Raw genomic sequence first — 24,624 nt, 5'->3', positions numbered from 1 at the left:
CGTGATCTACGCGCTCGCGTTCAACCTCTCGGTCAATCTGATACTCGGCCTCGCGCTGTGGCTGGCCTGGTCGCGTGAACGCAGTCAGGGCTTCAACCGGCTGCTGGGCGCCAGCTTTCTGGCCCAGGGCCTGGCCACGCCGGCCTATCTGCTATGGCGCCAGGGCGAGGGCCTGACCCACAGCCTCGGCGGCCTCGGCCTCGCGGCGTCGGGCGCGCTGAGCATGCTGATGATGGTGGCCGGTCTGCGCGACCTGGTCGGCCGCCCGCTGAGCTGGCGGCAGGCTGCGCTGCTGGGGCTGGGCCTGCTGGGCCTGCTCGGCGCACTGCTGGACCAGAGCATCGCGGTGGCCCAGGGCTGCGGCGCCACGATGAACACCTTGCTGGGCCTGGCCGCATTGCGCTGGCTCTGGCCGCATGGCAAGGCCGAGCGCCTGGCCGGCCTGAGCCTGGTGCTGATCGGCCTGAACCAGTTCAATTTCGCGTTCGGCGGCGAGGCCGCCCTGGGCCTGCAGTCCAGCATCGGCGCGGCGCTGCGCATGCTGCTGGGCATCAGCCTGCTGCATGCGGCGCTGCGGCGCAGCAGCCTGGAGTCGCGCGGCCTGCGCACCCAGCTGCATTACATGACCGAGCATTCGCACCAGGGCGTGCTGGTGGCCCGCGAGGACGAGCCGCTCTATGCCAACGCGGCCCTGCTCGAGCTCTACGGCGTCGCCAGCCTGGCCGAATTCAAGCGCTACCAGCAGCAGCAGCCGGCAAGCCTGCGTGCGGCGGCTCTGCAGCGCCGCCGCGCCATCATCAGCGGCGAGCTGCCCCATGCGCACTGGGAAGGCGAGCGCCGGCGCAGCGACGGCAGCCTGATGCGACTGATGTTCTCGTCCTGGCGCATCGACTGGGCCGACGGGCCGGCCGAGCATCTGGTGATCAGCGACGACACCGAGCGCTACAACGCCACCCAGGCCCTGCTACACCAGGCCACCCACGACCCGGTCACCGGCCTGCCCAATCGCAGCGCGCTGCAGCAACGCCTGCGCGAGCTGTGCGCCGAGGGTCGCCCCTTCGGCCTGATCTGGCTGGACCTGGACCGCTTCACGCTGCTCAACGAGGCCTATGGCCATGCCACCGGCGATGCGCTGCTGCGCGCGTTCGGCGCGCTGCTGCAGGCCGAGTTCACGCCGCAGGCCCAGACCATGCATCTGGGCGAGGACGAGTTCGCGCTGCTGGTCACGGCCGGCGCCGAGCCGGCCCTGCTGCACGAGCTGACACGGCGCCTGCGCGCGCGGCTGGCGCGTCCCTTCGCGGTCGACGCTCGCGAGATCTATATCGACGCCTCGATCGGCGTGGCCCGCTTCCCGCACACCGCCGGCGACCCCGAGGGCCTGCTGCGCGAGGCCAGCGCCGCGATGCACGAGGCCAAGCAGGAACCCGGCAGCGCCGAACGCTGGGCCGAGGCCAGCCCCAAGCGCAGCGCCAGCGCGACCATGCTGGCCGAGCAGGCGATGCGCGCCGGGCTGAAGAATGCCGAGTTCGAGCTGGTCTACCAACCCAAGATCGCCGCCGCCGGTGGCGCGCTGCTGAGCTTCGAGGCCCTGGTGCGCTGGCACCGGCCCGGCCATGGCGTGGTCAGCCCGGCCGACTTCATTCCGGCGGCCGAGCGCACCGGCCTGATCGTGCCGCTGGGCGCGATGCTGCTGCAGCAGGCCTGCCGCCAGCTCAGCGATTGGCGCGCCGATGGCCGGCTGGTGCTGCCGGTGGCCGTCAATGTCTCGCCGCTGCAGCTGCACGACCCGAGCTTCCCGGCCTTTGTCGCCCGCACCTTGCAGGCCTTTGAGCTGCCGGCCGCGCTGCTGACCTTGGAGATCACCGAGACCGCCGCTGTGCGCGACGCCGACCAGGCCCGCGAGCGCATCAGCCGGCTCAACGAGCTGGGCATCAAGGTCGCACTGGACGACTTCGGCACCGGCTTTTCCTCGCTGAACCTGCTGCGCAGCATGCCGCTGGACGCGGTCAAGATCGACCGCAGCCTGATCGAGCCGATGCCGCAGCGCACCGCCAGCGCGGTGGTGCGGGCGATCTGCCAGCTGGCCGCCGTGCTGGACCTCAAGGTGGTGGCCGAGGGCATCGAGACCCAGGCCCAGGCCGAGGCCGCGCGCGCCGCCGGCTGCAACGAGCTGCAGGGTTTTCTGTTCAGCAAACCGCTGTCGGCCGCCGCAGCGGGCGACTGGCTGGCACGCCAGCCGGAGCCGGCGCTGAGCTGAGCCGGGTGCGGTGGCTCAGGCCGCCGCGCTGACCTTGAAGGCCGCGACGATCTCGGCCAGTTTGTTGGCCTGCTCCTTCAGGCTCTCGGCCGCGGCGGCGGACTCCTCGACCAGGGAGGCGTTCTGCTGCGTCATCTGGTCGAGCTGGGCGACGGCGGTGTTGACCTGCTCGATGCCCTGGCTCTGCTCGCGCGTCGCGCCGCTGATCTCGGCCATGATGGACGTGACCTGGCCGACGCTGGCGACGATCTCGCCCATCGTGCCGCCGGCCTCGCTGACCAGGCGCGAGCCGGCCTCGACCTGCTCGACGCTGGCGCCGATCAGGGTCTTGATCTCGCGCGCCGCGCCGGCCGAGCGCTGCGCCAGCGCCCGCACCTCGCTGGCCACGACCGCGAAGCCGCGGCCCTGTTCGCCGGCGCGCGCCGCCTCGACCGCCGCATTCAGCGCCAGGATATTGGTCTGGAAGGCGATGCCGTCGATGGTGCCGATGATGTCGGCGATGCGGCGGCTGGCGCTGTTGATCTGCTCCATCGTGCTGACCACCTGGCCCACCACGGCGCCGCCGCGCTGGGCCACGCCCGAGGCGGTGGCGGCCAGCTGGTTGGCGCTGGCGGCGGCATCGGCGCTGTGGCGCACGGTGCTGGTCAGCTCCTCCATCGAGCTGGCGGTCTGCTGCAGATTGCTGGCGGTCTCCTCGGTGCGCTGGCTCAGGTCCTGGTTGCCCGAGGCGATCTGGCGCGCCGCCACCGCCATGTCTTCGCTGGTGGCGCGCACCTCGCGCATCACCGTGTCGATCTTGGCGACAAAGAGATTGAAGGAGCGGGCGATGTCGGCGATCTCGTCCTCACCGCGGGCGAGCAGACGCTGGGTCAGGTCGCCATTGCCGGAGCCGATCTCGTCCATCGCATCGCGCACGCCGGCCAGGCCCTTGAGCATCACGCCGATGGCCAGCGCCGACAGCAGCGCCGCGATCACCGCCACCGCGACCAGGGCCACACCGGCGGTGGCCAGCAGATCGCTCAGCGCGGCCAGCGCCTCGCCGCGCTCGGCGGCGGTCACCAGGGTCCAGTCGGTGCCGGGCACGCGGGTGGCCTTCAGAAAGAAGTCCTGCGCGCCGATCTCGGCCTCGACCAGCTCGGCGCCGGCAGCGCGGGCCAGCAGGGCCGGGCTCAGCGCGGCCGACAGCTCGGCCACCGGCTTGAGCGTCAGCGCGGCATCCGGGTGGGCGACGATCTTGCCGCCCGGCTCGACCAGGAAGGCAAAGCCGCTGGGCGTCGGCTTGATCGACTTCAGGGTCGCGATCACATCGTCCAGCGCCACATCGGTGCCGGCCACCGCACGGGTGCTGCCGCCGGCCTTGATGGCCATCGCGAAGCTGACCACCAGCTTCTTGCTCGACGAGGCGATATAGGGCGCTGTGATCACCGCCGCGTCGCTGGCCTCGGCCAGCTTGTACCAGGGACGCGCGGTCGGGTCGTACTCGGCCGGGCGCTGGCGATCCGGCACCGAGACCATGCGCTTGTCGGCGCTGCCCAGATAGGCCAGGTCCAGGCGGCCGGACTTCAGCGCCTGCTCCAGCATGGGCTGGGGGCTGTCCAGATCGGCCGCCGGCGTCAGCGCGGTGACGATGTCCTTCTGCGCCTTGACCCAGGCTCCCATCGTGCCGGCATGGGCCTCGCCCAGATCGTTCAGCTGAGCCAGCACCTGGCGCTGGGCATGGCCGCTGACGCTCAGATAACTGGCCAGGGTCGCCACGCCGATGGCGGCGATCACGATCAGGATGCAGATCGCGATCAGGCGGCTTTTGATGGTTTTCAGCATGGGGCTCCGGGGGCTGGGCGCAAAGCGCACGAGTGTAGGCAGACCCACACCCGGAACCAAGGGTAAACACCAGTCTGCGCGTGAACTCGGTCACGCGCCCCGCCTTCAGACCTTGTGCGTGGACAAGAGGATGCTGGTCTCGGTGTGCGCAATGCCCTCGATCAGGCGCACGCCGCTGAGCACCCGGTCGAACTCCTCCAAGGTGTCGGAGCGCAGCTCGGCGACCAGATCCCAGCGCCCGTTGGTGCTGTGCAGCGCCGCCACATTGGGATGGCCGCGCAGCTCGCGCAGCACCTCGGCGGCGCGGTTGCCCTCGACCGCGATGCTCATCAGCGCGCGGATGCGCTGGGCCTCGGCGGCGGGCCGCAGGCGCACGCTGTAGCCGACGATCACCCCCTCGCGCTCCAGCCGGGCGATGCGGTTCTGCACCGTCGCCCGCGCCACCCGCAGCTGGCGGGCCAGGGCGACGACGGGCAGGCGGGCGTTGTCGCGCAGCAGGGCGATCAACTCGCGGTCGGTGTCGTCGATATTGGCCATAACGCCAAGTTTATCCTGACACTTTGTCTAGCAAACCAGACAAATTGGTCGCTTTGCCATCTTTTCGTTAGCTGCACTCCTCTTCAGAATTTGCGCAAAGCGGCCAGCAAGAACGCCAGCCCGCGCCCGGAGACTTTCGATGACACGCTTTGTAGACGTACCCGCCCTGACCCAGCTGTTGCAACGACGTGGCGTCGCCGCGCTGATGGCCGAGCTCAGCGAGGCCTTGCGCGAAGACTTTCTGCGCTGGGAGGATTTCGACAAATCGGCCCGCGTGGCCAGCCATTCCGCCCAGGGCGTGATCGAGCTGATGCCGGTGGCCGATGCCCATCGCTATGCCTTCAAATATGTCAACGGCCACCCGGTCAACACCAGCCGCGGCATGTACACGGTGATGGCCTTCGGCGTGCTGGCCGATGTGGCCAGCGGCTATCCGCTGCTGCTGTCCGAGCTGACACTGACCACGGCGCTGCGCACCGCCGCCACCTCGGCGATGGCCGCCAAGGCGCTGGCCCGGCCCGACTCGCGCCGCATGGCCCTGATCGGCAACGGCGCGCAAAGCGAGTTCCAGGCCCTGGCCTTCCACACCCAGCTGGGCATCAGCGAGATCGTCGCCTATGACATCGACCCGGCCGCCACCGCCAAGCTGGAGCGCAATCTGGCCGCCTTCCCGGCGCTGAAGGTCCGCCGGGCGGCCTCGGTGGCCGAGGCGGTGCGCGGTGCCGACATCGTCACGACGGTGACGGCCGACAAGACCCGCGCCACCATCATCAGCCCCGAGATGATCGAGCCCGGCATGCACATCAATGGCGTCGGCGGCGACTGCCCCGGCAAGACCGAGCTGCATGCCGATGTGCTGCGCGCGGCGCGCATCTTCGTCGAGTACGAGCCGCAGACCCGCATCGAGGGCGATATCCAGCAGCTGCCGGCCGACCATCCGGTGGTCGATCTGTGGCGCGTGCTGGCGGGCAGCGCCGAAGGGCGCCAGAGTCGCGAGCAGGTGACGGTGTTCGACTCGGTGGGCTTCGCGCTGGAGGACTACACGGCGCTGCGCCTGGTCTACCGCCTGGCCCAGGAGCTCGGCATCGGCCAGGAGGTCGAGCTGGTGCCGCCTGCCGACGATCCCAAGGACCTGTTCCGCCACACCCGGGGCGGACGTGCCCAGCTCAGGCGCGCCGCCTGAACCGGGTACCGGCTGCGGCCGACGTGCAGTTTGTAGCGCTTTGCCGGCACAGATCCGGCTTTCGTGGGCCTGAGCCGGGGTTACAGTCGGACGCATCCCTGCACAGGACGTGTCCGAGGTCATATTGAGCCGCAAAGCTTCCAGCTCGCTGTTTGTCGCCATTGCAACGGGCGCCAGCATCGGCCTGCTGCTGCCGGCGCTGATCATCGGTGGCATCCTGATCGGCCTGCGCGAACCGCAGCAGGCCGAGCAGATCCAGCAGCGCGAGCTGCAGGCCAAGCTCGATGTGCTGGCCTCCAGCCTGCCCGAGCTGCTGTGGAACCTGGACGCGGTGGCCGCCCGCGAGGTGGTGTCGGCCATCATGAAGTCACCCGAGGTGGTGCGGGTGCGGGTCAGCGATGCCTCGCAAGGCGTGCCCTTCATCGAGATGCGCTTCCCGGAGCGCCAGAAAGGCCAGCTCTACCAGGGCGAACGCGAGATCTATCGCGGCAATGCCCGCATCGGTCATATCCAGATCGAGCTGGATGACCATCTGGCCAGCGCCGCACTGGCGCGCCAGCGCTGGCTGTACGGCGCCACCGTCGGTGGCCAGCTGCTGATCTCGCTGGCCCTGATCCTGGCGCTCTTGAACTCCCGCGTGATGCGGCCGCTGCGCGAGCTCGGCGGCTTCGCCAACGATCTGGCGGCCGGGCGTTTCGCGGCCCGGCTCAAGCGCGAGCGCGATGATGAGATCGGCCGCCTGGGCGGTCATCTGGAACATATGCGCGACGCGCTGCAGCAGCAGTTTGAGTCGCAGCGCGACCTGATCAACCGGCTGCGTGGCATGGCCGAGACCGTGCCGGGCGTGGTCTACCAGCTGCGCCTGCGCGGCAACGGCGAGTTCGCGTTCGCCTATGTCAGCGAGGCGGTCAAGGACTACTTCCGCCTCAGCGCCAACGAGCTGGCCGAGGACGCCAGCGCCTGGTTCGGCCAGCTCCATGCCGAGGACCGCAAGCCGGTGATGGACTCGCTGCTCGCCTCGGCCCGTCATCTGACACCCTGGCAGCAGGAATTCCGCACCCACCACCCCGACGGCAGCGAGCGCTGGCTCTACGGCAATGCAATCGCCCAGCGCGAGGAAGGCCAGGACGGCTCCGGCGTGCTCTGGCACGGCTTCCTGACCGATATCTCGCGTCAGCGCCGCGATGCGCTGGAGCTGGAACGCTACCGCCATCATCTGGAAGAGCTGGTGCAGGCGCGCACCGCCGAGCTGGCCGAGGCCACCCAGGCCGCCCAGGCCGCCAGCCTGGCCAAGAGCGCCTTCCTGGCCAATATGAGCCACGAGATCCGCACGCCGATGAATGCCATCATCGGCCTGACCTATCTGGTGCGGCGCGATGTCGTCGAGCCCGAGCAGCAGGAGCGGCTGCGCAAGGTGGCTGACGCCGCCGAGCATCTGCTGAGCGTCATCAACAATGTGCTGGACTTCTCCAAGATCGAGGCCGGCAAGCTGCAGCTGGACCGCGCCGAGTTCACGGTCGGCCAGGTGATGGACGGCATTTCCAGCATGCTGGCGCAGCGCGCGGCCGAGAAGCGGCTGAAGGTCGAGCTTGAGCTCGACCCGGCGCTGGCGGCCCGCCCGCTGCTCGGCGATGCGCAGCGCATCGCCGAGGTGCTGCTGAACTTCGCCGGCAATGCGGTCAAGTTCACCGACCAGGGCTTTGTGCGCCTGAGCGCCAAGGTGGCCCAGGAGTCCGGCAACTCGGTGCAGCTGCGCTTCGAGGTGCGCGACAGCGGCATCGGCATCGCCGAGGATGTGCAGCAACGCCTGTTCCAGGATTTCGAGCAGGCCGACAGCTCGACCACACGCCGCTATGGCGGCACCGGCCTGGGCCTGGCGATCTGCCGGCGCCTGGCCCGGCTGATGCATGGCGAGGTCGGGGTCGAAAGCGCGCCGGGCGCCGGCAGCCTGTTCTGGTTCACCGTGTTGGTCGAGAAGTTCGAGGGCCGGGCCCGGCTGCCGCTGCCGCTGAGCCGCAACCAGGTGGCGCAGGAACTGCAGAAGTCCTTTGCCGGCGCCCGCGTGCTGCTGGCCGAGGACAACGCGGTCAATCAGGAGGTCGCGGTGGCCCTGCTGTCCAGCGCCGGCCTGCAGGTCGATGTGGCCGAGGACGGCCAGCAGGCGGTGGACATGGTGGAGCGGCAGGACTATGCGCTGGTGCTGATGGATGTGCAGATGCCTGTGATGGACGGGCTGGACGCGACCCGCACGATACGCCGCAGCGCCCGTGGCCGCGATCTGCCCATCCTGGCGATGACGGCCAATGCCTTTGCCGAGGAGCGCCAGCGCTGCCTGGACGCCGGCATGAACGACCATGTGGCCAAGCCGGTGGTGGCCGAGCAGCTGTTCGCCACCTTGCGGCTGTGGCTCAGCAAGCAGGCCACACCGACGAACTGAGGGCTAGCGGCTCTGCTTGATCAGCCGGCCCGAATCCTTCTGCAGCGGACGGGCATTCATCGGGTAGAGCTTGGCAAAGATCTCGATCTGCTCGCCCGACAGCCGCACCGGCTGGCGCATCACCATCCACAGCACGCCCTCGCTGCAGGGCGGCGTCGTCAGCGAGCCCATATAGGTGTAGTAGGCCCGGTCCTCGGGCAGCAGCTGCAGCAGATCCAGCGTGCCGGGCCCCGGCTGCGCCTCGTGTTTTTCCAGTGGCAGATTGTTCCAGACGGTCTGCACCAGCGGCTGATGGATGGGGCCGCGCTCCAGCAGCACGGCCAGCACCGCCAGCCGGCCCTCGGCGTCCTTGTGCACCAGATGGGCCACCATATCGAACTGGCGGCCGTTGATGCGCTCCTCGCTGGGCCGGTGGAAATGGAACTGCTGCAGCTCGAAGCGCCGCCCCATCACCTGCAGGAAGTTGCCCGGCGCGATATTGACCTGCACCGTGTGGCCGGTGTCCAGCACCGCGAAGCCGCTGGGCTTGTAGTCGAACTGGATGGGCTCCAGGTCGACCCGGATGCCCTCGCGGATGTCGATCGGGCTCTGGCGGGTGCCGATGGTGCAGAGGCGGTACTCGGGCTTGAGCCCGCCCCAATGCTCGGGCGCGCCCTCGCCGCCATAAGCCCAGTGGACCTGCGCGGCCGGCTTGGCCGGCGCGGGCCTGCCGCGTTCATCGATCCGGCTGCGTGCCTTGGGCGGGGCGATGGGCTCGGTCTTCGAAGTCAGGCGCTCGGCCAGTCGCTGGCGCAGCACGTCTGCCGACTCATCGCCGGCGGCCGGCTCAACCACGGCCGCTGCCACGGGCGGCTTCGGCGGTTTGCTGGTGCTCATGGCCGCCGGCCGGCCCTGGGCAACAGCGGCCGAGGCGACGAACAGCAGCATCAACAGACAGGCATGGCCGGGCGCAAGCGCCCGTATCGATGACAACATGATTTCTTCCGGCGCCGCCCATGCGGCCCCCCACCCCGTCATCATCGGCCGAGCGGCGTCAGTCTTGAGCCTGCGCCCCCAGGGGCCTCAATACATCTGCGGCTTGACCTTGATCCAGGCCACCAGGCCTATGCCCATCATGCACATCGAGGCCAGCGCCAGCGCCACGGTCGAGTGCATCACCAGCGGCACGACGACACCGGCCACCAGGCCATTGGCCGCGCTGCCGATGCAGGCCTGCAGCGAGGAGGCCATACCGCGCCGGTCCGGCGCCTGGTCCAGCACCATCAGCGTCACGACCGGCACCATCAGCGCCCAGCCGAAGGCAAAGACCGCAATCACCGGCAGCGCCCAGAAGGGGCTGGGCTCCAGCAGCAGGTTCAGGGTCACGTTCAGCACCGAGACCAGCAGCATGATGACGAAGCCATGGCGGATCTGGTGGCGCGGCTTGATCTTGCCGGCCAGCCGGCCGCTCATCCAGGCCCCGCCCATGATGCCGCCGATCGAGAAGCAGAAGAACCAGAAGAACTGGGTCGGCGCCAGATGCAGGTGCTCGCCGAGAAAGACCGGGGCCGCCAGCACATAGAGAAACATGCCGTTGAACGGGATGCCGCTAGCCAGGGCCAGGAGCAGAAAGCGCCGGTTGGTGCACATCTGCCGGTAGCCGCGCATCAGCGAGCCGACATGGAAGGGCTGCTTCTGGTCCTGATGCAGGGTCTCGGGCAGCAACCGCCAGTTCGCCACCACCAGGGCCGCGCCGATCAGCACCAGGAACCAGAAGATCGAGTGCCAGTCGGCATGGACAAACAGGAAGCCGCCCACCATCGGCGCGATCGCCGGCGCGATGCCGAAGAAGATGGTCACCTGGGACATCACCCGCTGCGCCTCCGAGGGCGGGAACATATCGCGGATGATGGCCCGCGAGACCACCACGCCGGCACCGGCGGACATGCCCTGCACGGTGCGCCAGAACACCAGCTGGCCTATCGTGCCGGCCAGCGCGCAGCCCAGCGAGGCCAGGGTGAACACCACCATGCCCCACAGCACCACCGGGCGGCGGCCGAAGCTGTCGGACAGCGCGCCATGGAACAGATTCATCACCGCAAAGCCCAGCAGATAGCTGGACAGGGTCTGCTGCATCTCGACCGGCGTCGCATTCAGCGCCTGCGCGATGCCGGAGAAGGCCGGCAGATAGGTGTCGATCGAGAACGGCCCCACCATGCCCAGACAGGCCAGCAGGACGGCAAGAGCCCAGCGCGGTGCGCGCCAAAGGGTGCTGGCATCGGGATTCATCGGGGTTTTGTGCGCTACACGCCCGCTCGGTCGGCAGGTCTGATGGGCAGTGCCGCAGTGTAGCGGCGCCCTCTAAACTCGGCACTCCTGTGGCTATGGCATGACGGAACAATGACGGAACCCTTGAACATCGGCATCATCGGCCTGGGCGTGATGGGCCAGCGCATGCTGGCCCGCCTGGCCACCCACCAGCGGCTGCGCGCCGCCTGGGTCTGGGATGCCAATCCGGCGGCCGTGGCCCAGACCCTGGCCAGCTACCCGCAGCTACAGGCTGCGGCCAGTGCAGAGCAGCTGATCGCCACACCCGGCCTGCACAGCCTCTATATCGCGACACCGCCCGCCGCGCACATGAGCCTGTCGCATCTGGCCTTCGATGCCGGCCTGGCGGTGTTCTGCGAGAAGCCGCTGACGGTGGACTTCCCCGCCGCGCAGGAGCTCATCGCCCGCATCGCCCGCGAGAAGCAGCGCGCTGCGGTGAATTTCTCGCTGGCCTCGGCGCCGGGCCTGGGCGCGCTGCAGCTGGCCTTCGGCGCAGCCTCCCGGCTGCCGCTGGGCCCGCTGAGCTCGGTCGAACTCGAGGTGGCCTTCGCCGCCTGGCCGCGTCCCTGGCAGGCCGGTGCAGGTGCCTGGCTGGCCGAACGCGAGGAAGGCGGCTTCACGCGCGAGGTGCTGTCGCACTTCGTCTTCGTGCTGCAGCGCGTGCTGGGCCATGCCGAGGTGCTGGACAGCCAGGTCGACTACCCCGCCGACGGCCACCGCGCCGAGACCGCCTTGAACGCCCGGCTAGACGCGACCGGCGTGCCCATCCGCATCGCCGCCCGGGTGGCCAGCGATGTGCCGGTGCCCGACCACAACCGCATGCTGTGGCGTGCCAGCGAGGGCGAGGTCGAGCTGCGCGAATGGTTCGGTGTGACCCAGCAGCGCCGCAGCGAGGGCTGGCAACCACTGGGTTCGTCCGACGCGCTGCGGGCCAGCAGCCAGGCCGACCAACTGGATCAATGGGTGGCGCTGATCGAGGGCCGCTCGCACAGCCTGCCCGGCTATGCCGAGGCGCTCGCGGTGCAGCAGACCATCGAGGCGCTGCTGACAACCCGCTAAGTCAGTGGGTGACAGAGCTACTCGCTTCGCTCGGTCGGTCTGTCACGCCAATCAAAATAAGAGTGAAGCAAGCCGATAGGCCGGATTCTGTGCAAGACCTGACCCTTGCGGGCCGGGTCCTGTGACCGCCATTCCTCTGGGCCGGGCATCACTGCCCGGCTCGGTGCCACCTACCCGCCAGCTCAGCGAGCCGCCTCGATACTGGCCTACTTGGTGTTGCTGCGCGTAGAGATTGCCCGTTTCACCCGATCCCATGGGCTGCGCTCATGGTCCCGCGGGCTTAGCACCCCGCACGTTTGATCGACTCGTCTCTGTTGCTCTGATCCTCGGCTCACGCCGGACAGCCGTTAGCTGCTACGCCGCTCTTTGCAGTCCGGACCTTCCTCCAGCCCCAGGTTTCCCTGATCGGGCCAGCGGCGGTCTGGCTTGCTTCACGGCCGCATTATCGTTCATCGCTTCAGGCTCGCGATCGCGGCCGCCATCATCGCGACGCCCAGCAGCTGCAACGGGCTCAAGGCGCGCCCGTAGACGGCCCAGTCGACCAGCACCGCCGCCGCCGGATAGACGAACTGCAGCAATGCGATGCGGCCGGCCGGCAGCCGGTTGATGCCGGCATAGAGCAGCACATAGGCCAGGCCGGTGTGTATCAGGCCCAGACCGGCCAGCCAGCCCCAGGCCGCGCCCCAGGCCGGCCAGCCCTGCGTCAACGGCCAGGCCAGCAGCACCACGCTGCCGACCGCGCACTGCCACCAGGACAGCGCGAAGGAACTGACCCCGCGCACCGATTTCGCGATCAGCGTCACGGCGGCATAGCTGAACGAGCCGCCCAGGCACATCAGCAGGCCCCAGCCATAGGCGGAGTCGATCTCCCGCCACTGGTCCAGCAGGCCGGTGGCCAGCGCCAGCCCCAGCAGCGCGATGAGCACCGCCGCCCCCTGCCGGCGGCTGAAGGGCTCGCGCAGGAACAGCACGCCGAAAGCCATCACCAGCAGCGGCTGCACATGGAAGACCACGGTGGCCACCGCGATCGAGCTGCGCTCGATCGCCGCGAAGAACAGCCCCCAGTTGACCTGCATCAGCAGGCCGGCCGCGACGGCGGCCAGCAGGCCGCGCCGCGCCAGCCGCAGCTCGCCCAGGCGAGCGCTGGCCAGGCCCCAGACCAGCAGGGCCAGAGCGCCGAAGGCACAGCGGAACCAGACTGCGGTCAGCGGATCCTGGCCGGCCTCCTCCAGAAACACGCCCAGCGTGCCCAGCAGCAGGCCGCCGGCCAGCATCAGGGCCTGGCCCTGGCGTTCTTCGCGGGAGGCCGTCGGTGCGGGAGCGAGTGTCGATGCAGGCATGCCGCGATGCTCGGCCAGCTGGTAAATCCTGTGAAGCGGATAGTTTTGCTGGCTACCATTCGCTTATCGAATAAATGGAGCGAGCGATGCGGGATCTGCAACTGGACTGGCTGCGCGCCTTCGTCGCGGTGGTCGATGCCGGCTCGCTATCGGCCGCCGCACCGCTGCTGCACCGCTCGCAATCGGCCGTCAGCATGCAGCTGCAGAAACTGGAAGAGGCCGTCGGCCGGCCGGTGCTGCTGCGCGGCCCGCGCCATCTGGAGCTGACCCCCAGCGGCCAGGAACTGCTGGGTTTTGCGCGCCGCATGCTGGAGCTGCATGGCGAGGCACTGACCGCGCTGCACGGCCCGCAGCTGGGCGGACGGCTGCGCTTCGGCGTGCCCGACGACTATGCGGCCGGCTATCTGACGCCGCTGCTGCGCAGCTTCTCGAACCGCCATGCCGGGGTCGAGATCGAGCTGGTCTGCGAGCAGTCGACCGCGCTGATCCCGCAGGTGCAGCGCGGCGAGCTCGATCTGGCCCTGGTCTCGCAGGACAAGCCCGGCCGCGGCACCCATCTGTTCGACGAGCCCCTGGTCTGGGTCGGGGCCGCCCAGCACGAGGCCTGGCGGCGCGAGCCGCTGCCGGTGGCGGTCTACGAGAGCGGCAGCATGGCGCGCCGCGATGCACTGGCGGCGCTGAACGCCCGGCGGCGCGGCCACCGCATCGTCTACCACAGCGCCAGCCTGGCGGGCCAGCTGGCGGCGGTCGAGAGCGGGCTGGCGGTGGCCGTGCTGACGCGCTGCAGCGTGCCGCCGGGCCTGCAGATCATCGGCGACAAGCAGGGCCTGCCGCCGCTGCCCACAATGGCCGTGGCCCTGCTGCGCAGCCGGGCCTCGCGCACATCGGCGGCAGCCGATGCGATGCAGGAGCTGGCGCTGCGCACGCTGGCCTGACAGGCCGCGCGCGCTTCAGTCCTCGCCGGCCTCGGCCTGCTCCTCGTCGTCCTTCTTGGCCTGGCGGGCCAGCTCGGCCTCCAGCGGACGCAGCGAATCGATCAGCGCTTCGGGCGGCTTGGGCGCGACCAGGCGCAGCGCCGGCGGCGGCAGCGCGCTCAAGTACGGCGGACCGAACCAGTGCTGCTGATCCAGCCGCCTGGCCACCAGCAGGGCCTGCGAGCAGACCAGAAAACCCATCACCCCCCAGGCCAGCGCACGCCGGCCGCGCGGCCAGACCAGGCTGCCATGCCAGTACACAAGGCCCGCCAGCCCGAGCGGCAGGATCAGCCCGTCCAGCAGCAGCAGCTGGCGCAGCGAGAAGGCATAGGCCAGCAGCGGCAGCAACGCGCCCACCAGACTCATCAGCGCCACACCGACCAGGGCCCGCCACAGATGGCTGGCGAAGGGGAAGCGGTGCTGGAACAGCTGGGTCACCAGCGCCCAGAGCGCGGCCCAGCTCAGCAGCAGGCCCAGCGGCATCAGCACGGCGGCGGCATAGTCGATCCACGGCGAGCCCGGGTTCAGCGAGCTCCACTGGTCCAGCCACAGCGCGCCCAGCCACAGCAGCAGCAGGCCCGCCAGCCAGCGCAGCGGCGGTGCACCGGCGGCCAGCAGCAGCGGCTGCTCCGGCGCCAGCGCATCGCTGCTGCGGCGCAGGCGCAGCTGGGTGGCGCCGAGCTGGAATACCGCGCCGGCCCCCAGGGCCACCGACTCGCCGGCCGCCAGCCGCCGCCGGCCCAGCTGGCCGCCATTCAGACTGGGCAGCAGGGCCAGCTGCGGACCGGCCTCGTCCAGGCTCAGCCGGGCATGGGTGGCGGCCAGATGGCTGTCGTCCAGCACGATGTCGCAGTCCGGCGAGCGGCCGATCGAGACCGGCCAGGCCTGCAGCTTGTGGGTGGCGCGCACCTGGCCGTCGCGGCCCAGCACCTCGATCACTGCTGCTGCGCGCGCGTCCATCCGAAGCCTCCGAGGTAATGGGCGCTCAGCTTGAGCGCGTTGTCAAAGCTGATGCCGCGGGCATCGAAACGGCCCAGCGCACCCTCGGTCGCGCCGTCCACCGTGGTCACCAGCACGCTCAGGTCGTGCAGGCCGGCCAGCTTGCGGTAGGCGCTCAGGCAGATCACCGCGCGCAGCGGCGGCCCCTCCTTGACATCCTTCTGGATGAACTCCTCGCGGCAATGCGGCGCGGTGCGCTGCTTGTTGGAGCGGCCCAGGTTCTCGTTGCGAAAGCTGCCCGAGTACTGCTTGGCAAAACGCAGCGCGCCGAGCTTGGCGCCGTCATAGGCCTCGTGCGAGATGTCCAGATAGCCGGTCTGCAGCGCGCCATTGATGAAGACCGCATGCTCCATCCGGCATTGCGAGCGCTGGAAGTCCAGGCCCTTGCTGTCGGCCGGCGTGCCGCGCCCCCAGCAGCGCATGAACTGCTCCTGCGGCACCGGCAGACGGTAGCGCACATGGTCGGCACCGCGCCAGGGCTGGGCGATGAAGCGGCTCACCAGCTCGTCCTGATAGGCCATCAGCTGCTCGCGCAGGCGCGGCCAGGCCGGGCCGGCCAGCGGCTTGGCGGCGCGACTGCGCTCGAACAGGCGTAGCGCGAACTCGGCCGGCACCAGAAAGCTCATCTGCTGGGCGAAGAACATCGCCGAGACATTGATGCCGACGACCCGGCCCTCCTCGTCCAGCACCGGGCCGCCGCTCATGCCCGAGTTGATGCTGCCCGAGTAATAGATCAGCGCATCGAAGCTGCGCTCGACCAGGCCGTTGTAGGTGCCCTCGACGACAGCGAAAGCCACGTCGTGCGGGTTGCCCATCGAGTAGATCCGGTCGCCCTTGGACAGCGGCTGGTCCAGCGGGCGAAAGCGCAGCGCGCCGGCATTCTTGAGCCCGGCGCCGACCACGCGCAGCAACGCCAGGTCGCGCCGCACATCGAAATCCAGCAGCTCCAGCTCGCCCGCCTGGCCTTCGGTGCCGGCATAGCGCAGGCGGTAGCGCTCGGGCTCCAGCGCGGCCTGGCTGATCACATGGTAGTTGGTGATCACATGGCCGTCCTCGCTGACCAGGAAGCCCGAGCCGACCGAGGCCTGGCTGTCCTGGTTCTTCAGCAGGGTGCGGATCTGCAGCAGCTGGCCGCGGGCCCGCTCGTAGATGCGCCGGGCGGTGGCCGAGACCGCCGCGGCCGGCGCGCTGGCGGCCGCCGCCGGAGCTGCGGGCGCCGGCTGCGGCTGGGCCAGCAGCGGCTGGGCCAAAACCTGCAGCAGCAGGCCGGCCACGATCAAGAGTTTGCGCAAGTCTGTTCCCTCCTCGTTGCGTCGCCGGCCATGCTAGCCGGTTTGCAGCCAGGAGGCCGCGCGGTCAGAGCAGTTTCCAGCCCAGCGACTCGCCGCCGCGCAGCGGCTTGAGCCGCGCCTCGCCGAAGGGCACGCTGTCGGGCAGGGTCCAGTCCTGCTTCAGCAGCGTGACGCGCTCGGTATTGCGCGGCAGGCCGTAGAAGTCGGCGCCGTTGAAGCTGGCGAATGCCTCCAGCTTGTCGAGCGCGCCCATGGCCTCGAAGGCCTCGGCATAAAGCTCCAGCGCGCTCATCGCGGTGAAGCAGCCGGCGCCGCAGACCGAGTTCTCCTTCATCACCGAGGCGTGCGGCGCGCTGTCGGTGCCGAGGAAGAACTTCGTGCTGCCCGAGGTCGCGGCCCGTATCAGGGCCAGGCGGTGCTCCTCGCGCTTGAGCACCGGCAGGCAGTAGTAGTGCGGGCGCAGGCCGCCAGTGAAGATGGCGTTGCGGTTGTAGAGCAGGTGCTGGGGCGTCAAGGTCGCGGCCGTGTAGGCATCGGCGCTGTGCACATACTGGGCGGCCTCCTTGGTCGTGATGTGCTCGAACACCACCTTCAGCTCGGGCATGTCGGCCCGCAGCGGCGTCATCACGCGGTCGATGAAGACGGCCTCGCGGTCGAACACATCGATGTCCGGGTCGGTCACCTCGCCGTGCACCAGCAGCAAGAGGCCCTCGCGCTGCATCGCCTCCAGCGTCTGGTAGGTCTTCCTGATGTCGGTGACACCGGCATCGCTATTGGTCGTGGCGCCGGCCGGGTAGAGCTTGAGCGCGACCACGCCGGCGTCCTTGGCGCGCTTGATCTCGTCGACCGGGGTCAGATCGGTCAGGTACAGCGTCATCAGCGGCTCGAACTTCAGGCCCTCGGGCACGGCCGCGAGGATGCGCTGGCGGTAGGCCTGGGCCTGGGCGGCCGTTGTGATCGGCGGGCGCAGATTGGGCATCACGATGGCGCGGGCGAACTGGCGCGCGGTGTGCGGCACGACGCTCTGCATCGCGGCCTCGTCGCGCAGGTGCACATGCCAGTCGTCGGGGCGGATCAGGCTCAGCTGGGTGGGGGTGGCGGTACTCATGGGCCGGCATTGTCGCACCCGTGGCCCGGTGGAATTCCCGCATGAAGCCACCGCTATTCCCTGGACAGCGGCGATGGCGCTCACCAACAATCGATGACCCTCACAGCACGGAGAAGCCATGTCCCGTCACGCCCTGCCCCTGATCGCCGCCGCCCTGCTGGCCGCCTGCGCCAGCACCGAAACCGTCGGGCCGCCGGCCAAGGAGATGATTTATGCGGTGACAGCGAGCAACCGGCTGATCCAGTTCAACGCCGGCCAGCCGCAGAAGATCCTCAGCAGCAAGGCGCTGAACGGCCTGGCCGCCGAGGAGCGGCTGCTGGGCATCGACTACCGGGTCGCCAAGGGCCAGCTGTTCGCGCTGGGCGACAGCGGCCAGCTCTACCGCATCAACACCGCCGACGGCAGCGCCAGCCGCATCGGCACGCCGGTGGCCCTGCCGCGCGAAGGCGCCGCCGAATGGGGCTTCGACTTCAACCCGACGGTGGACCGCATCCGCGTCGTCAACGACGCCGGCTTCAATCTGCGCCTGCACCCGGACACCGGCGCGGTGGTCGACGGCAATGCGGACCAGCCGGGCCTGCAGTTCGACGGCCGGCTGGCCTATGACGCCGCCGACGCGAACGCCGGCAAGGCGGCCGCCCTCGTCGCGGCCGGCTACACCTATAACAAGGACAACGAGAAGATCACGACCAACTACGCGCTGGACGGCAAGCTGGGCACGCTGGTGCACCAGGGCACGAAGGAAGGCGTGACGCCGATGGTGTCACCCAATAGTGGCCGGCTCTACACGGTCGGCTCGCTGGGCCTGGGCGCCTTCGAGCGGGCGACGCTGGACATCTCGGATGTGTCCAACGCTGCCTACTCGGCCGTCACGCGCGGCAAACTGTCGAGCTGGTACCGAGTCGATCTGGCCAGCGGCCGCGCGACGCTGATCGGTACGGTGGCCGGCGGCGAGGCGGTGGTGGGGGCTGCGATCGAGCCCTGAACTCATGCAACAAGGGGCGCTTCGAGCGCCCCTTGTTTTCAGTGCTGAAGTATCTTCGCCAGGAAGTCCTTGGCGCGCGGCGAGCGCTCCTCGGGCTTGCCGAAGAAATCGTCCTTGCTGCAGTCCTCGACGATCTTGCCGGCGTCCATGAAGATCACGCGGTCGCTGACCTTCTTGGCAAAACCCATCTCGTGGGTCACGCACATCATCGTCATGCCCTCGTTGGCCAGCTGCACCATCACGTCCAGCACCTCGCCGACCATCTCGGGGTCCAGCGCCGAGGTCGGCTCGTCGAACAGCATCACGATGGGGTCCATGGACAGCGCGCGCGCAATCGCGACCCGCTGCTGCTGACCGCCGGACAGCTGGCCGGGGTGCTTGTCCTTCTGGGCGATCAGACCCACGCGGTCGAGCATCTTCAGGCCGCGGGCCTTGGCGTCGTCGAGGCTGCGGCCCAGCACCTTGATCTGCGCAATGGTGAGGTTCTCGGTGATCGAGAGGTGCGGAAACAGCTCGAAATTCTGAAACACCATGCCGACCCGGGCGCGCAGCTTGGGTAGGTCGGTCTTGGGGTCGGAGATCGAGATGCCGTCGACGATGATGTCACCCTTCTGGATCGGCTCCAGCGCGTTGACGGTCTTGATCAGCGTGGACTTGCCCGAGCCCGAGGGGCCGCAGACGACGACCACATCGCCCTTCTTGATCGTGGTGCTGCAGTCGGTCAGCACCTGGAAGGGGCCGTACCACTTGGAGATGTTCTTGATATCAATCATGGCCAAAGCTTTCTAGCGAATGATGGCGATCTTCTTCTGCAGCCGACGCACCAGCATCGACAGGCTGAAACAGATCACGAAGTAGACGACGGCAGCCACCAGATAGGTCTCGACCGGCCGGTTGAAGTTCTTGCCGGCGATCTCGAAGCCCTTCAGCAGATCGTAGGCGCCGATCGCATAGACCAGCGAGGTGTCCTGGAACAGGATGATGGTCTGTGTCATCAGCACCGGCAGCATATTGCGGAAGGCCTGGGGCAGCACCACCAGCTGCATGGTCTGGCGATAGCTCATGCCCATCGCATAGCCGGCATAGACCTGACCCTTGGAGACACTCTGGATGCCGGCGCGCATGATCTCCGAGAAGTAGGCGGCCTCGAACACCGTGAAGGTGATGATGGCCGACAGCTCGGCGCGGTTGCTGGAGCCCCATTCGCCGCCGACCGCGGCATAGAAGGCCGCAGGGATCAGCAGGAAGAACCACAGGATCACCATCACCAGCGGGATCGAACGCAGCGTGTTGACATAGAAGGCTGCCGGCAGCACCAGCCACTTCTTGCCCGACAAGCGCATCAGCGCCAGCAAGGTGCCGAGCACGATGCCGCCAAAGGTGGCGATCAACGTCAGCTCGACGCTGAAGATCAGGCCCTTGAGGATGAAGCTGGAGACGACGCTCCAGTCGAGGAAGGAAAAGTCGAGATTCATCGGCCACCTCCGAGGACGCCGGGCACCTGGACGCGCTGTTCGATGAAGAGCGCGATGCGGTTGATGGCAAAGGCAGAGACGAAATACAGGCCGGTCACGGCCAGATAGACCTCGATGCCGCGCGAGGTTTCTTCCTGGGCCTGCATCGCGAACATGGTCAGCTCGGCGATCGACACCGCAAAGGCCACCGAGGAGTTCTTGACGATATTCATGCTCTCGCTGGTGAGCGGCGGGATGACGATGCGAAACGCCATCGGCAGCAGCACATAGCGGTAGGTCTGCGGCAGCGTGAAGCCCATTGCCAGGCCGGCATAGCGCTGGCCGGTGGGCAGGCTCTGGATGCCGGCCTTGACCTGCTCGGCGATCCGCGCCGAGGTGAAGAAGCCCAGCGCGAACACCACCAGGATGAAGCTGGGCACCTCACGCAGCGGTGTGAACAGCGAAGGCAGCACGTGGTACCAGAGAAAGACCTGCACCAGCAGCGGGATGTTGCGGAACAGCTCGGTCCAGGTATTGCCCAGGGCGACCAGCGCCTTGCTCGGCGTGGTGCGCAGAATGCCCATCACCGAGCCGACCACCAGGGCCACGACCAGGGCCAGCACGGCCACGCTGAGCGTCCATCCCCAGGCCGACAAGAGCCAGTCCAGGTAGGTGATGCTGCCACCGCTGCCGAAGCAGCGCGGCACCATTTCCCCATCGATGGTGTCCTTGCAGAACACCTGCCAATCCCATGTAGCCACCGCTACCTCCGTCAAAAAATCGAGGCCGCCCGAACTGCGCCGAGCGGCCCCGTGTTGATGCCCTCAGGCCTTGCGCTTACTTCTTCGCGTAGTCTTCCATCGGCTTGTCATTGGGGTTGGCCCAGGCCGCCTTGGTGTTGTCGTTGGCCGGCATGCCGACCTTGGTGTTGGACGGCGGGATCGGCTGCTCGAACCACTTGGTCCACAGCTTGGCCAGCTCGCCGGACTTCATCATCGCCTTGATGCTGTCGTCCACCGCCTTCTTGAAGGCCGGGTCATCCTTGCGGATCATGATCGCGATCGGCTCGACCGACAGCACATCGCCGACCAGCTTGAAATCGGCCGGGTTCTTGGCCTTGGCGATATTGCCGGCCAGGATGGCACCGTCCATCACGAAGGCGTCGGCACGGCCCGACTCCAGCAGCAGGAAGCTGTCGGCGTGGTCCTTGCCGAACACTTCCTTGAAGTCCACACCGGTGGCGCGCTCGTTCTTGCGCAGGGTCTGGACCGAGGTGGTGCCGGTGGTGGTGGCGACGTTCTTGCCATTGAGCTGGGCAATCGAGTTGATGCCCGAATTGGCCTTGACGGCGATGCGCACTTCCTCGACGAAGGTGGTGACGGCGAAGGCCACATCCTTCTGGCGCGCCGCGTTATTGGTGGTCGAGCCGCACTCGATGTCGACGGTGCCGTTCTGCACCAGCGGGATGCGGTTTTGCGAGGTCACCGGCTGGTACTTGACGTCCAGCTTGGCCAGGCCCAGGGACTTCTGCACATCGGCCAGCACCTTCTGGCAGATCTCGACGTGGTAGCCGACAAACTTGCCATCGCCCAGCGTGTAGGACAGCGCGCCGGAGGACTCGCGCACGCCCATCGTGACGGCGCCACTGTCCTTGATCTTCTTCAGCGTATCGGCCTGGGCCGACAGGGAAAAACCGGCAACGACGGCCAACACAAGCAATGTCTTTTTCATGGAAGCTCCTCTTTCAGAATCATTACGAGAACGCCAAGCAGATCACGGACCGGCCGAGCGCCGGGTACGGAGTTTCACGCATATCCGCCCTCCTGCCGCATTTGCAGCAAGATTTGAGCCACTATTTGCCGAGTACGCTGATGAAGGGCCGGACTCTAACGGTGCGTTCGCTGATCGCCCAATGCCGAATGCACGCACGGTTATGCAGCACACACATGAGGCTTCAGGGTTTTTCCTAGTTCCTTGCCCTCAGCTCCGCTGCGTCAGGTAGTCCCACAGCGCCAGCGCCACCGGCTTGCTGCGCCGCGCCGCCTCGGGCCGTTCGCGGTAGATGCGCAGCTCCATGCTCAGCTCATACGAACCCGCGGCCGTGGCCTGCACCAGACGTTTGGCTTTGAGCTCCTTCTTGACCGAGCTGGCCGGCAGAAAAGCCAGGCCGTGGCCTTCCAGCGCCATCGCCTTCAGGCCCTCGGCCATATCGGTCTCGTAAATCGAATCGAGGTTCAGCGCCGTCGGCGAGTCCTTGACGACCAGCTCGACCAGCCGGCCCAGATAGGCCCCGGAGGCATAGCTCAGGAACGGGATCTTCTGCCCCGGATGACCGGGCAGAGCGAACAGCGGCCGGCCCTGGGCATCGGCCTTGGCATAGGCGGCCAGGGTCTCGTGCCCCAGCGAGGCCATCTCGTAGCGTTCGGGGTCGAGCTGCAAGGGCTGGCTGGGGTGGTGGTAGACGATCAGCAGATCGCAGTTGCCCTCGCTGAGCTGCATCATCGCGTCGTGCACATTGAGCGCATTGAGCCGGCTCTTGACCGCGCCGAAGCGCTGGCGCAAGTCCATCAGCCAGTGCGGAAAAAAGCTGAAGGCCAGCGAATGCGGCACCGCGAACTCGATCATGTCCTGCCCCACCGCCTGGTGGCTGCGCAGCATATTGCGGGTGGCCTGCAGGCTGCCCAGCATCTCGACGGCCTGGCCCAGCAAGGTCTCGCCGGCGGCGGTCAACCGGGTCGGGTAGGAACTGCGGTCCACCAGGTCGACCCCGGCCCAGGCCTCCAGCGCCTGGATGCGGCGCGAGAACGCCGGTTGAGTCACATGCCTGTGCTGAGCCGAGCGCGAAAAGCTGCGGGTCTCGGCCAGACTGACGAAGTCTTCAAGCCATTTGGTTTCCACATCGGCAGTGTAGCCGGCCCCTCCCGCCGGCCGGGTCGGCTCACCGCTCAGGCCGAGGGCTCGCCGCCGCCCGACTGCTGCAGCCGCCACATCTGCGCATAGCGCCCGCCGCGCGCCAGCAGGTCCTCGTGATGGCCACGCTCGATGATGCTGCCCTGCTCCATCACCAGGATCTCGTGCGCATCGACCACGGTGGAGAGCCGGTGCGCGATCACCAGCACGGTCTTGTTCTGGCCTACCGCCTCCAGCTCAGCCTGGATCGCGCGCTCATTGCGCGAATCCAGCGCCGAGGTCGCCTCGTCGAAGATCAGGATCGGCGGGTTCTTCAGCAGGGTGCGGGCGATCGCGACGCGCTGCTTCTCGCCGCCGCTGAGCTTGAGCCCGCGCTCGCCGACCATGGTCTCATAGCCTTTGGGCGTGGCCGCGATGAAGTCGTGGATATGGGCGGCGCGGGCCGCCCCCTCGACCTCCTCGCGCGAGGCGCCGGGCCGGCCATAGGCAATGTTGTAGGCCACCGTGTCGTTGAACAGCACCGTGTCCTGCGGCACGATGCCGATCGCGCGGCGCAGCGAGCCCTGGCTGACGCCGCGCACATCCTGGCCGTCGATCAGGATGCGGCCGGCGTCGAGATCGTAGAAGCGGTAGAGCAGGCGCGCCAGCGTGCTCTTGCCCGAACCGCTGGGGCCGACCACGGCCACCTTCTTGCCGGCCGGGATCTCGAAGCTGAGGTTCTTCAGGATGGGCCGCGCGGCCTCGTAGGCGAAGCTGACGTTCTCGAAACGCACCGCCGCCCCCTCGATGCGCAGCGCCGGCGCCCCCGGCGCATCGGCCACCTCGCGGTCGCGCTCCAGCAGCGTGAACATCTTGTCCAGATCGGTCAGGCTCTGCTTGATCTCGCGGTAGATCACGCCGAGAAAATTCAGCGGGATATAGAGCTGGATCATGAAGGCATTGACCATCACCAGGTCCCCGAGGGTCATGGTGCCGGACACCACGCCCTGGGTCGCGCGCCACAGCATCGCGACCAGCGCGGTCGCGATGATCAGCTGCTGGCCGGTGTTCAGCAGCGACAGCGTCGACTGCGACTTCAGCTGCGCGCGGCGCAGCTTCTCCAGGCTCTCGTCGTAGCGGCGCGACTCGAAGTCCTCGTTGTTGAAGTACTTGACCGTCTCGTAGTTCAGCAGCGAGTCGATCGCCTTGCTGTGCGCCACCGAGTCGAGTTCGTTGAGCTGCTTGCGGAACTTGGTGCGCCACTCGGTCACCAGCACGGTGAAGCTGACATAGAGCACCAGGGCCGCGATCGTGATGCCGGCAAACCAGATGTCGTACTTGACGGCCAGCAGGCCCAGCACCAGGGTCACCTCGATCAGGGTCGGCACGATGCTGTAGAGCGAGTACGAGATCAGCGAGTGCACGGCCCGGGTGCCGCGCTCGATATCGCGCGTCATGCCACCGGTCTGGCGCTCCAGATGAAAGCGCAGGCTCAGATCATGCAGATGGCGGAACACCTGCAGCGAGATACTGCGCGCCGTGCCCTCGGTGGCCTTGGCGAAGATCAGCTCGCGCAACTCGGTGAACAGCGAGGTCATCAGGCGCAGCGCGCCATAGGCCAGCAGCAGGCCCAGCGGCAGCACCAGCAGGGCCTGTGGATCGCCGGGCTTCAGCGACAGGCTGTCGACCAGTTGCTTCAGCAGCAGCGGCACGCCGACATTGCTGAGCTTGGCGCCCAGCATGAAGCCCAGCGCCAGGCCCACGCGCCAGCGGTAGCGCCACAGATAGGGCAGCAGCTTGGCAATCGTCGCCCAGTCGGAGCGGGGCGGGGCCGGTGCGGCGGCGGGCTCGGGGCTGACGGCCGGGGTCGAGAGGCTTGTGCGCATGTTTTTGCTGGACATCGGACGGTCGCCGACAATGAGTCCAATTTTCCCAGGTATGCATCATGAGCCACGCTTCAAGCCCTTCCCCTGAAAACAACG

20 protein-coding genes and 1 other RNA gene are annotated in these 24,624 nt (G+C 68.1%); 6 read left to right on the top strand and 15 right to left on the bottom strand.

Annotation, left to right across the window (positions count from 1 at the left end; translation table 11 throughout):
- Window position 1: 1 nt before the first annotated feature.
- A complete protein-coding gene (locus ABGI63_RS08620) occupies window positions 2–2,257 on the top strand; it encodes a putative bifunctional diguanylate cyclase/phosphodiesterase (RefSeq protein WP_349742047.1) in 2,256 nt (751 codons plus the stop codon).
- Between the two features lie 15 nt (window positions 2,258–2,272).
- On the opposite strand, the gene ABGI63_RS08615 is transcribed toward ABGI63_RS08620, so the two are convergent.
- The gene (locus ABGI63_RS08615) at window positions 2,273–4,078 is read right to left on the bottom strand and encodes a methyl-accepting chemotaxis protein (RefSeq protein WP_349742046.1); all 1,806 of its coding nucleotides are present in this window, start codon (window positions 4,076–4,078) and stop codon (window positions 2,273–2,275) included.
- Between the two features lie 105 nt (window positions 4,079–4,183).
- Entirely contained in the window at window positions 4,184–4,615 is a 432-nt protein-coding gene (locus tag ABGI63_RS08610) for an Lrp/AsnC family transcriptional regulator (RefSeq protein WP_137941181.1), read from the bottom strand.
- Window positions 4,616–4,754: 139 nt separating this feature from the next.
- Here ABGI63_RS08610 and ocd point away from each other — a divergent pair, with 139 nt between their 5' ends.
- On the top strand, window positions 4,755–5,798 hold the full coding sequence (gene ocd / locus ABGI63_RS08605) for an ornithine cyclodeaminase (protein WP_269838613.1): 1,044 nt from the start codon (window positions 4,755–4,757) through the stop codon (window positions 5,796–5,798).
- Between the two features lie 124 nt (window positions 5,799–5,922).
- Window positions 5,923–8,235, top strand: a complete 2,313-nt coding sequence (locus ABGI63_RS08600) for a response regulator (protein WP_349742045.1) — start codon at window positions 5,923–5,925, stop codon at window positions 8,233–8,235.
- Window positions 8,236–8,238: 3 nt separating this feature from the next.
- On the opposite strand, the gene ABGI63_RS08595 is transcribed toward ABGI63_RS08600, so the two are convergent.
- Together ABGI63_RS08595 and ABGI63_RS08590 are read right to left on the bottom strand one after the other, a co-directional pair.
- Window positions 8,239–9,210 carry a carbonic anhydrase gene (locus tag ABGI63_RS08595; protein ID WP_349742044.1) on the bottom strand — a complete coding sequence of 324 codons (972 nt, stop codon included), beginning with the start codon at window positions 9,208–9,210 and terminating at the stop codon, window positions 8,239–8,241.
- Window positions 9,211–9,297: 87 nt separating this feature from the next.
- Window positions 9,298–10,503 (bottom strand): multidrug effflux MFS transporter, encoded by a 1,206-nt coding sequence (locus tag ABGI63_RS08590; protein WP_349742043.1) that lies wholly within the window; start codon window positions 10,501–10,503, stop codon window positions 9,298–9,300.
- A 111-nt stretch (window positions 10,504–10,614) separates the two neighbouring features.
- On the opposite strand from ABGI63_RS08590, the gene ABGI63_RS08585 reads away from it, so the two are divergent.
- Window positions 10,615–11,601 carry a Gfo/Idh/MocA family protein gene (locus ABGI63_RS08585; RefSeq protein WP_349742042.1) on the top strand — a complete coding sequence of 329 codons (987 nt, stop codon included), beginning with the start codon at window positions 10,615–10,617 and terminating at the stop codon, window positions 11,599–11,601.
- A 60-nt stretch (window positions 11,602–11,661) separates the two neighbouring features.
- Here the strand turns inward: ABGI63_RS08585 and rnpB are convergent.
- An RNA gene (gene rnpB, locus ABGI63_RS08580) (RNase P RNA component class A) lies at window positions 11,662–12,034 on the bottom strand.
- A 16-nt stretch (window positions 12,035–12,050) separates the two neighbouring features.
- A complete protein-coding gene (locus ABGI63_RS08575) occupies window positions 12,051–12,941 on the bottom strand; it encodes a DMT family transporter (RefSeq protein WP_349742041.1) in 891 nt (296 codons plus the stop codon).
- Between the two features lie 74 nt (window positions 12,942–13,015).
- Here ABGI63_RS08575 and ABGI63_RS08570 point away from each other — a divergent pair, with 74 nt between their 5' ends.
- Window positions 13,016–13,876 carry a LysR substrate-binding domain-containing protein gene (locus ABGI63_RS08570; RefSeq protein ID WP_349742040.1) on the top strand — a complete coding sequence of 287 codons (861 nt, stop codon included), beginning with the start codon at window positions 13,016–13,018 and terminating at the stop codon, window positions 13,874–13,876.
- A gap of 15 nt (window positions 13,877–13,891) precedes the next feature.
- On the opposite strand, the gene ABGI63_RS08565 is transcribed toward ABGI63_RS08570, so the two are convergent.
- The 3 genes from ABGI63_RS08565 to pyrC all read right to left on the bottom strand — a co-directional run bounded on the left by ABGI63_RS08565 (window position 13,892) and on the right by pyrC (window position 17,314).
- Window positions 13,892–14,875, bottom strand: coding sequence for an FHA domain-containing protein (locus ABGI63_RS08565; protein WP_349742039.1), 984 nt, complete (start codon window positions 14,873–14,875; stop codon window positions 13,892–13,894).
- Window positions 14,851–16,206 (bottom strand): S1 family peptidase, encoded by a 1,356-nt coding sequence (locus ABGI63_RS08560; protein ID WP_349742038.1) that lies wholly within the window; start codon window positions 16,204–16,206, stop codon window positions 14,851–14,853. Before ABGI63_RS08560 ends, ABGI63_RS08565 begins: the two co-directional genes overlap by 25 nt.
- Before the next feature lie 64 nt (window positions 16,207–16,270).
- Entirely contained in the window at window positions 16,271–17,314 is a 1,044-nt protein-coding gene (pyrC, locus tag ABGI63_RS08555; RefSeq protein ID WP_349742037.1) for a dihydroorotase, read from the bottom strand.
- A gap of 118 nt (window positions 17,315–17,432) precedes the next feature.
- Here pyrC and ABGI63_RS08550 point away from each other — a divergent pair, with 118 nt between their 5' ends.
- Window positions 17,433–18,299 carry a DUF4394 domain-containing protein gene (locus ABGI63_RS08550; RefSeq protein WP_349742036.1) on the top strand — a complete coding sequence of 289 codons (867 nt, stop codon included), beginning with the start codon at window positions 17,433–17,435 and terminating at the stop codon, window positions 18,297–18,299.
- 38 nt (window positions 18,300–18,337) lie between these two features.
- On the opposite strand, the gene ABGI63_RS08545 is transcribed toward ABGI63_RS08550, so the two are convergent.
- The 6 genes from ABGI63_RS08545 to ABGI63_RS08520 all read right to left on the bottom strand — a co-directional run bounded on the left by ABGI63_RS08545 (window position 18,338) and on the right by ABGI63_RS08520 (window position 24,528).
- Window positions 18,338–19,072, bottom strand: a complete 735-nt coding sequence (locus tag ABGI63_RS08545; RefSeq protein WP_349742035.1) for an amino acid ABC transporter ATP-binding protein — start codon at window positions 19,070–19,072, stop codon at window positions 18,338–18,340.
- 12 nt (window positions 19,073–19,084) lie between these two features.
- On the bottom strand, window positions 19,085–19,774 hold the full coding sequence (locus ABGI63_RS08540) for an amino acid ABC transporter permease (protein WP_349742034.1): 690 nt from the start codon (window positions 19,772–19,774) through the stop codon (window positions 19,085–19,087).
- Complete coding sequence (locus ABGI63_RS08535; RefSeq protein WP_349742390.1) at window positions 19,771–20,463, bottom strand: amino acid ABC transporter permease; 693 nt, start codon at window positions 20,461–20,463, stop codon at window positions 19,771–19,773. The genes ABGI63_RS08540 and ABGI63_RS08535 overlap by 4 nt, the downstream gene beginning before the upstream one ends.
- A gap of 127 nt (window positions 20,464–20,590) precedes the next feature.
- On the bottom strand, window positions 20,591–21,484 hold the full coding sequence (locus tag ABGI63_RS08530) for an amino acid ABC transporter substrate-binding protein (RefSeq protein ID WP_349742033.1): 894 nt from the start codon (window positions 21,482–21,484) through the stop codon (window positions 20,591–20,593).
- Window positions 21,485–21,733: 249 nt separating this feature from the next.
- Window positions 21,734–22,651, bottom strand: a complete 918-nt coding sequence (locus tag ABGI63_RS08525) for a LysR substrate-binding domain-containing protein (RefSeq protein ID WP_349742032.1) — start codon at window positions 22,649–22,651, stop codon at window positions 21,734–21,736.
- Window positions 22,652–22,698: 47 nt separating this feature from the next.
- On the bottom strand, window positions 22,699–24,528 hold the full coding sequence (locus ABGI63_RS08520) for an ABCB family ABC transporter ATP-binding protein/permease (protein ID WP_349742031.1): 1,830 nt from the start codon (window positions 24,526–24,528) through the stop codon (window positions 22,699–22,701).
- Window positions 24,529–24,624 lie beyond the last annotated feature (96 nt).

The sequence above is a fragment of the Roseateles cavernae genome, assembly GCF_040187885.1.
In the GTDB taxonomy this organism is placed as follows: Bacteria; Pseudomonadota; Gammaproteobacteria; order Burkholderiales; family Burkholderiaceae_C; genus Roseateles_E; species Roseateles_E cavernae.
The sequence above is the reverse complement of the archived record's forward strand: the minus strand, read 5'-3'. Positions and strand labels throughout refer to the sequence as shown.

Bases quoted from the DNA above. Each gene is read 5' to 3' on its own strand.
- ABGI63_RS08615 (WP_349742046.1), bottom strand. From the start codon at position 4,078: ATGCTGAAAACCATCAAAAGCCGCCTGATCGCGATCTGCATCCTGATC.
- ABGI63_RS08610 (WP_137941181.1), bottom strand. From the start codon at position 4,615: ATGGCCAATATCGACGACACCGACCGCGAGTTGATCGCCCTGCTGCGC.
- ocd (WP_269838613.1), top strand. From the start codon at position 4,755: ATGACACGCTTTGTAGACGTACCCGCCCTGACCCAGCTGTTGCAACGA.
- ABGI63_RS08595 (WP_349742044.1), bottom strand. From the start codon at position 9,210: ATGTTGTCATCGATACGGGCGCTTGCGCCCGGCCATGCCTGTCTGTTG.
- ABGI63_RS08590 (WP_349742043.1), bottom strand. From the start codon at position 10,503: ATGAATCCCGATGCCAGCACCCTTTGGCGCGCACCGCGCTGGGCTCTT.
- ABGI63_RS08585 (WP_349742042.1), top strand. From the start codon at position 10,615: ATGACGGAACCCTTGAACATCGGCATCATCGGCCTGGGCGTGATGGGC.
- ABGI63_RS08575 (WP_349742041.1), bottom strand. From the start codon at position 12,941: ATGCCTGCATCGACACTCGCTCCCGCACCGACGGCCTCCCGCGAAGAA.
- ABGI63_RS08570 (WP_349742040.1), top strand. From the start codon at position 13,016: ATGGAGCGAGCGATGCGGGATCTGCAACTGGACTGGCTGCGCGCCTTC.
- ABGI63_RS08565 (WP_349742039.1), bottom strand. From the start codon at position 14,875: ATGGACGCGCGCGCAGCAGCAGTGATCGAGGTGCTGGGCCGCGACGGC.
- pyrC (WP_349742037.1), bottom strand. From the start codon at position 17,314: ATGAGTACCGCCACCCCCACCCAGCTGAGCCTGATCCGCCCCGACGAC.
- ABGI63_RS08550 (WP_349742036.1), top strand. From the start codon at position 17,433: ATGTCCCGTCACGCCCTGCCCCTGATCGCCGCCGCCCTGCTGGCCGCC.
- ABGI63_RS08545 (WP_349742035.1), bottom strand. From the start codon at position 19,072: ATGATTGATATCAAGAACATCTCCAAGTGGTACGGCCCCTTCCAGGTG.
- ABGI63_RS08540 (WP_349742034.1), bottom strand. From the start codon at position 19,774: ATGAATCTCGACTTTTCCTTCCTCGACTGGAGCGTCGTCTCCAGCTTC.
- ABGI63_RS08535 (WP_349742390.1), bottom strand. From the start codon at position 20,463: ATGGTGCCGCGCTGCTTCGGCAGCGGTGGCAGCATCACCTACCTGGAC.
- ABGI63_RS08530 (WP_349742033.1), bottom strand. From the start codon at position 21,484: ATGAAAAAGACATTGCTTGTGTTGGCCGTCGTTGCCGGTTTTTCCCTG.
- ABGI63_RS08520 (WP_349742031.1), bottom strand. From the start codon at position 24,528: ATGCGCACAAGCCTCTCGACCCCGGCCGTCAGCCCCGAGCCCGCCGCC.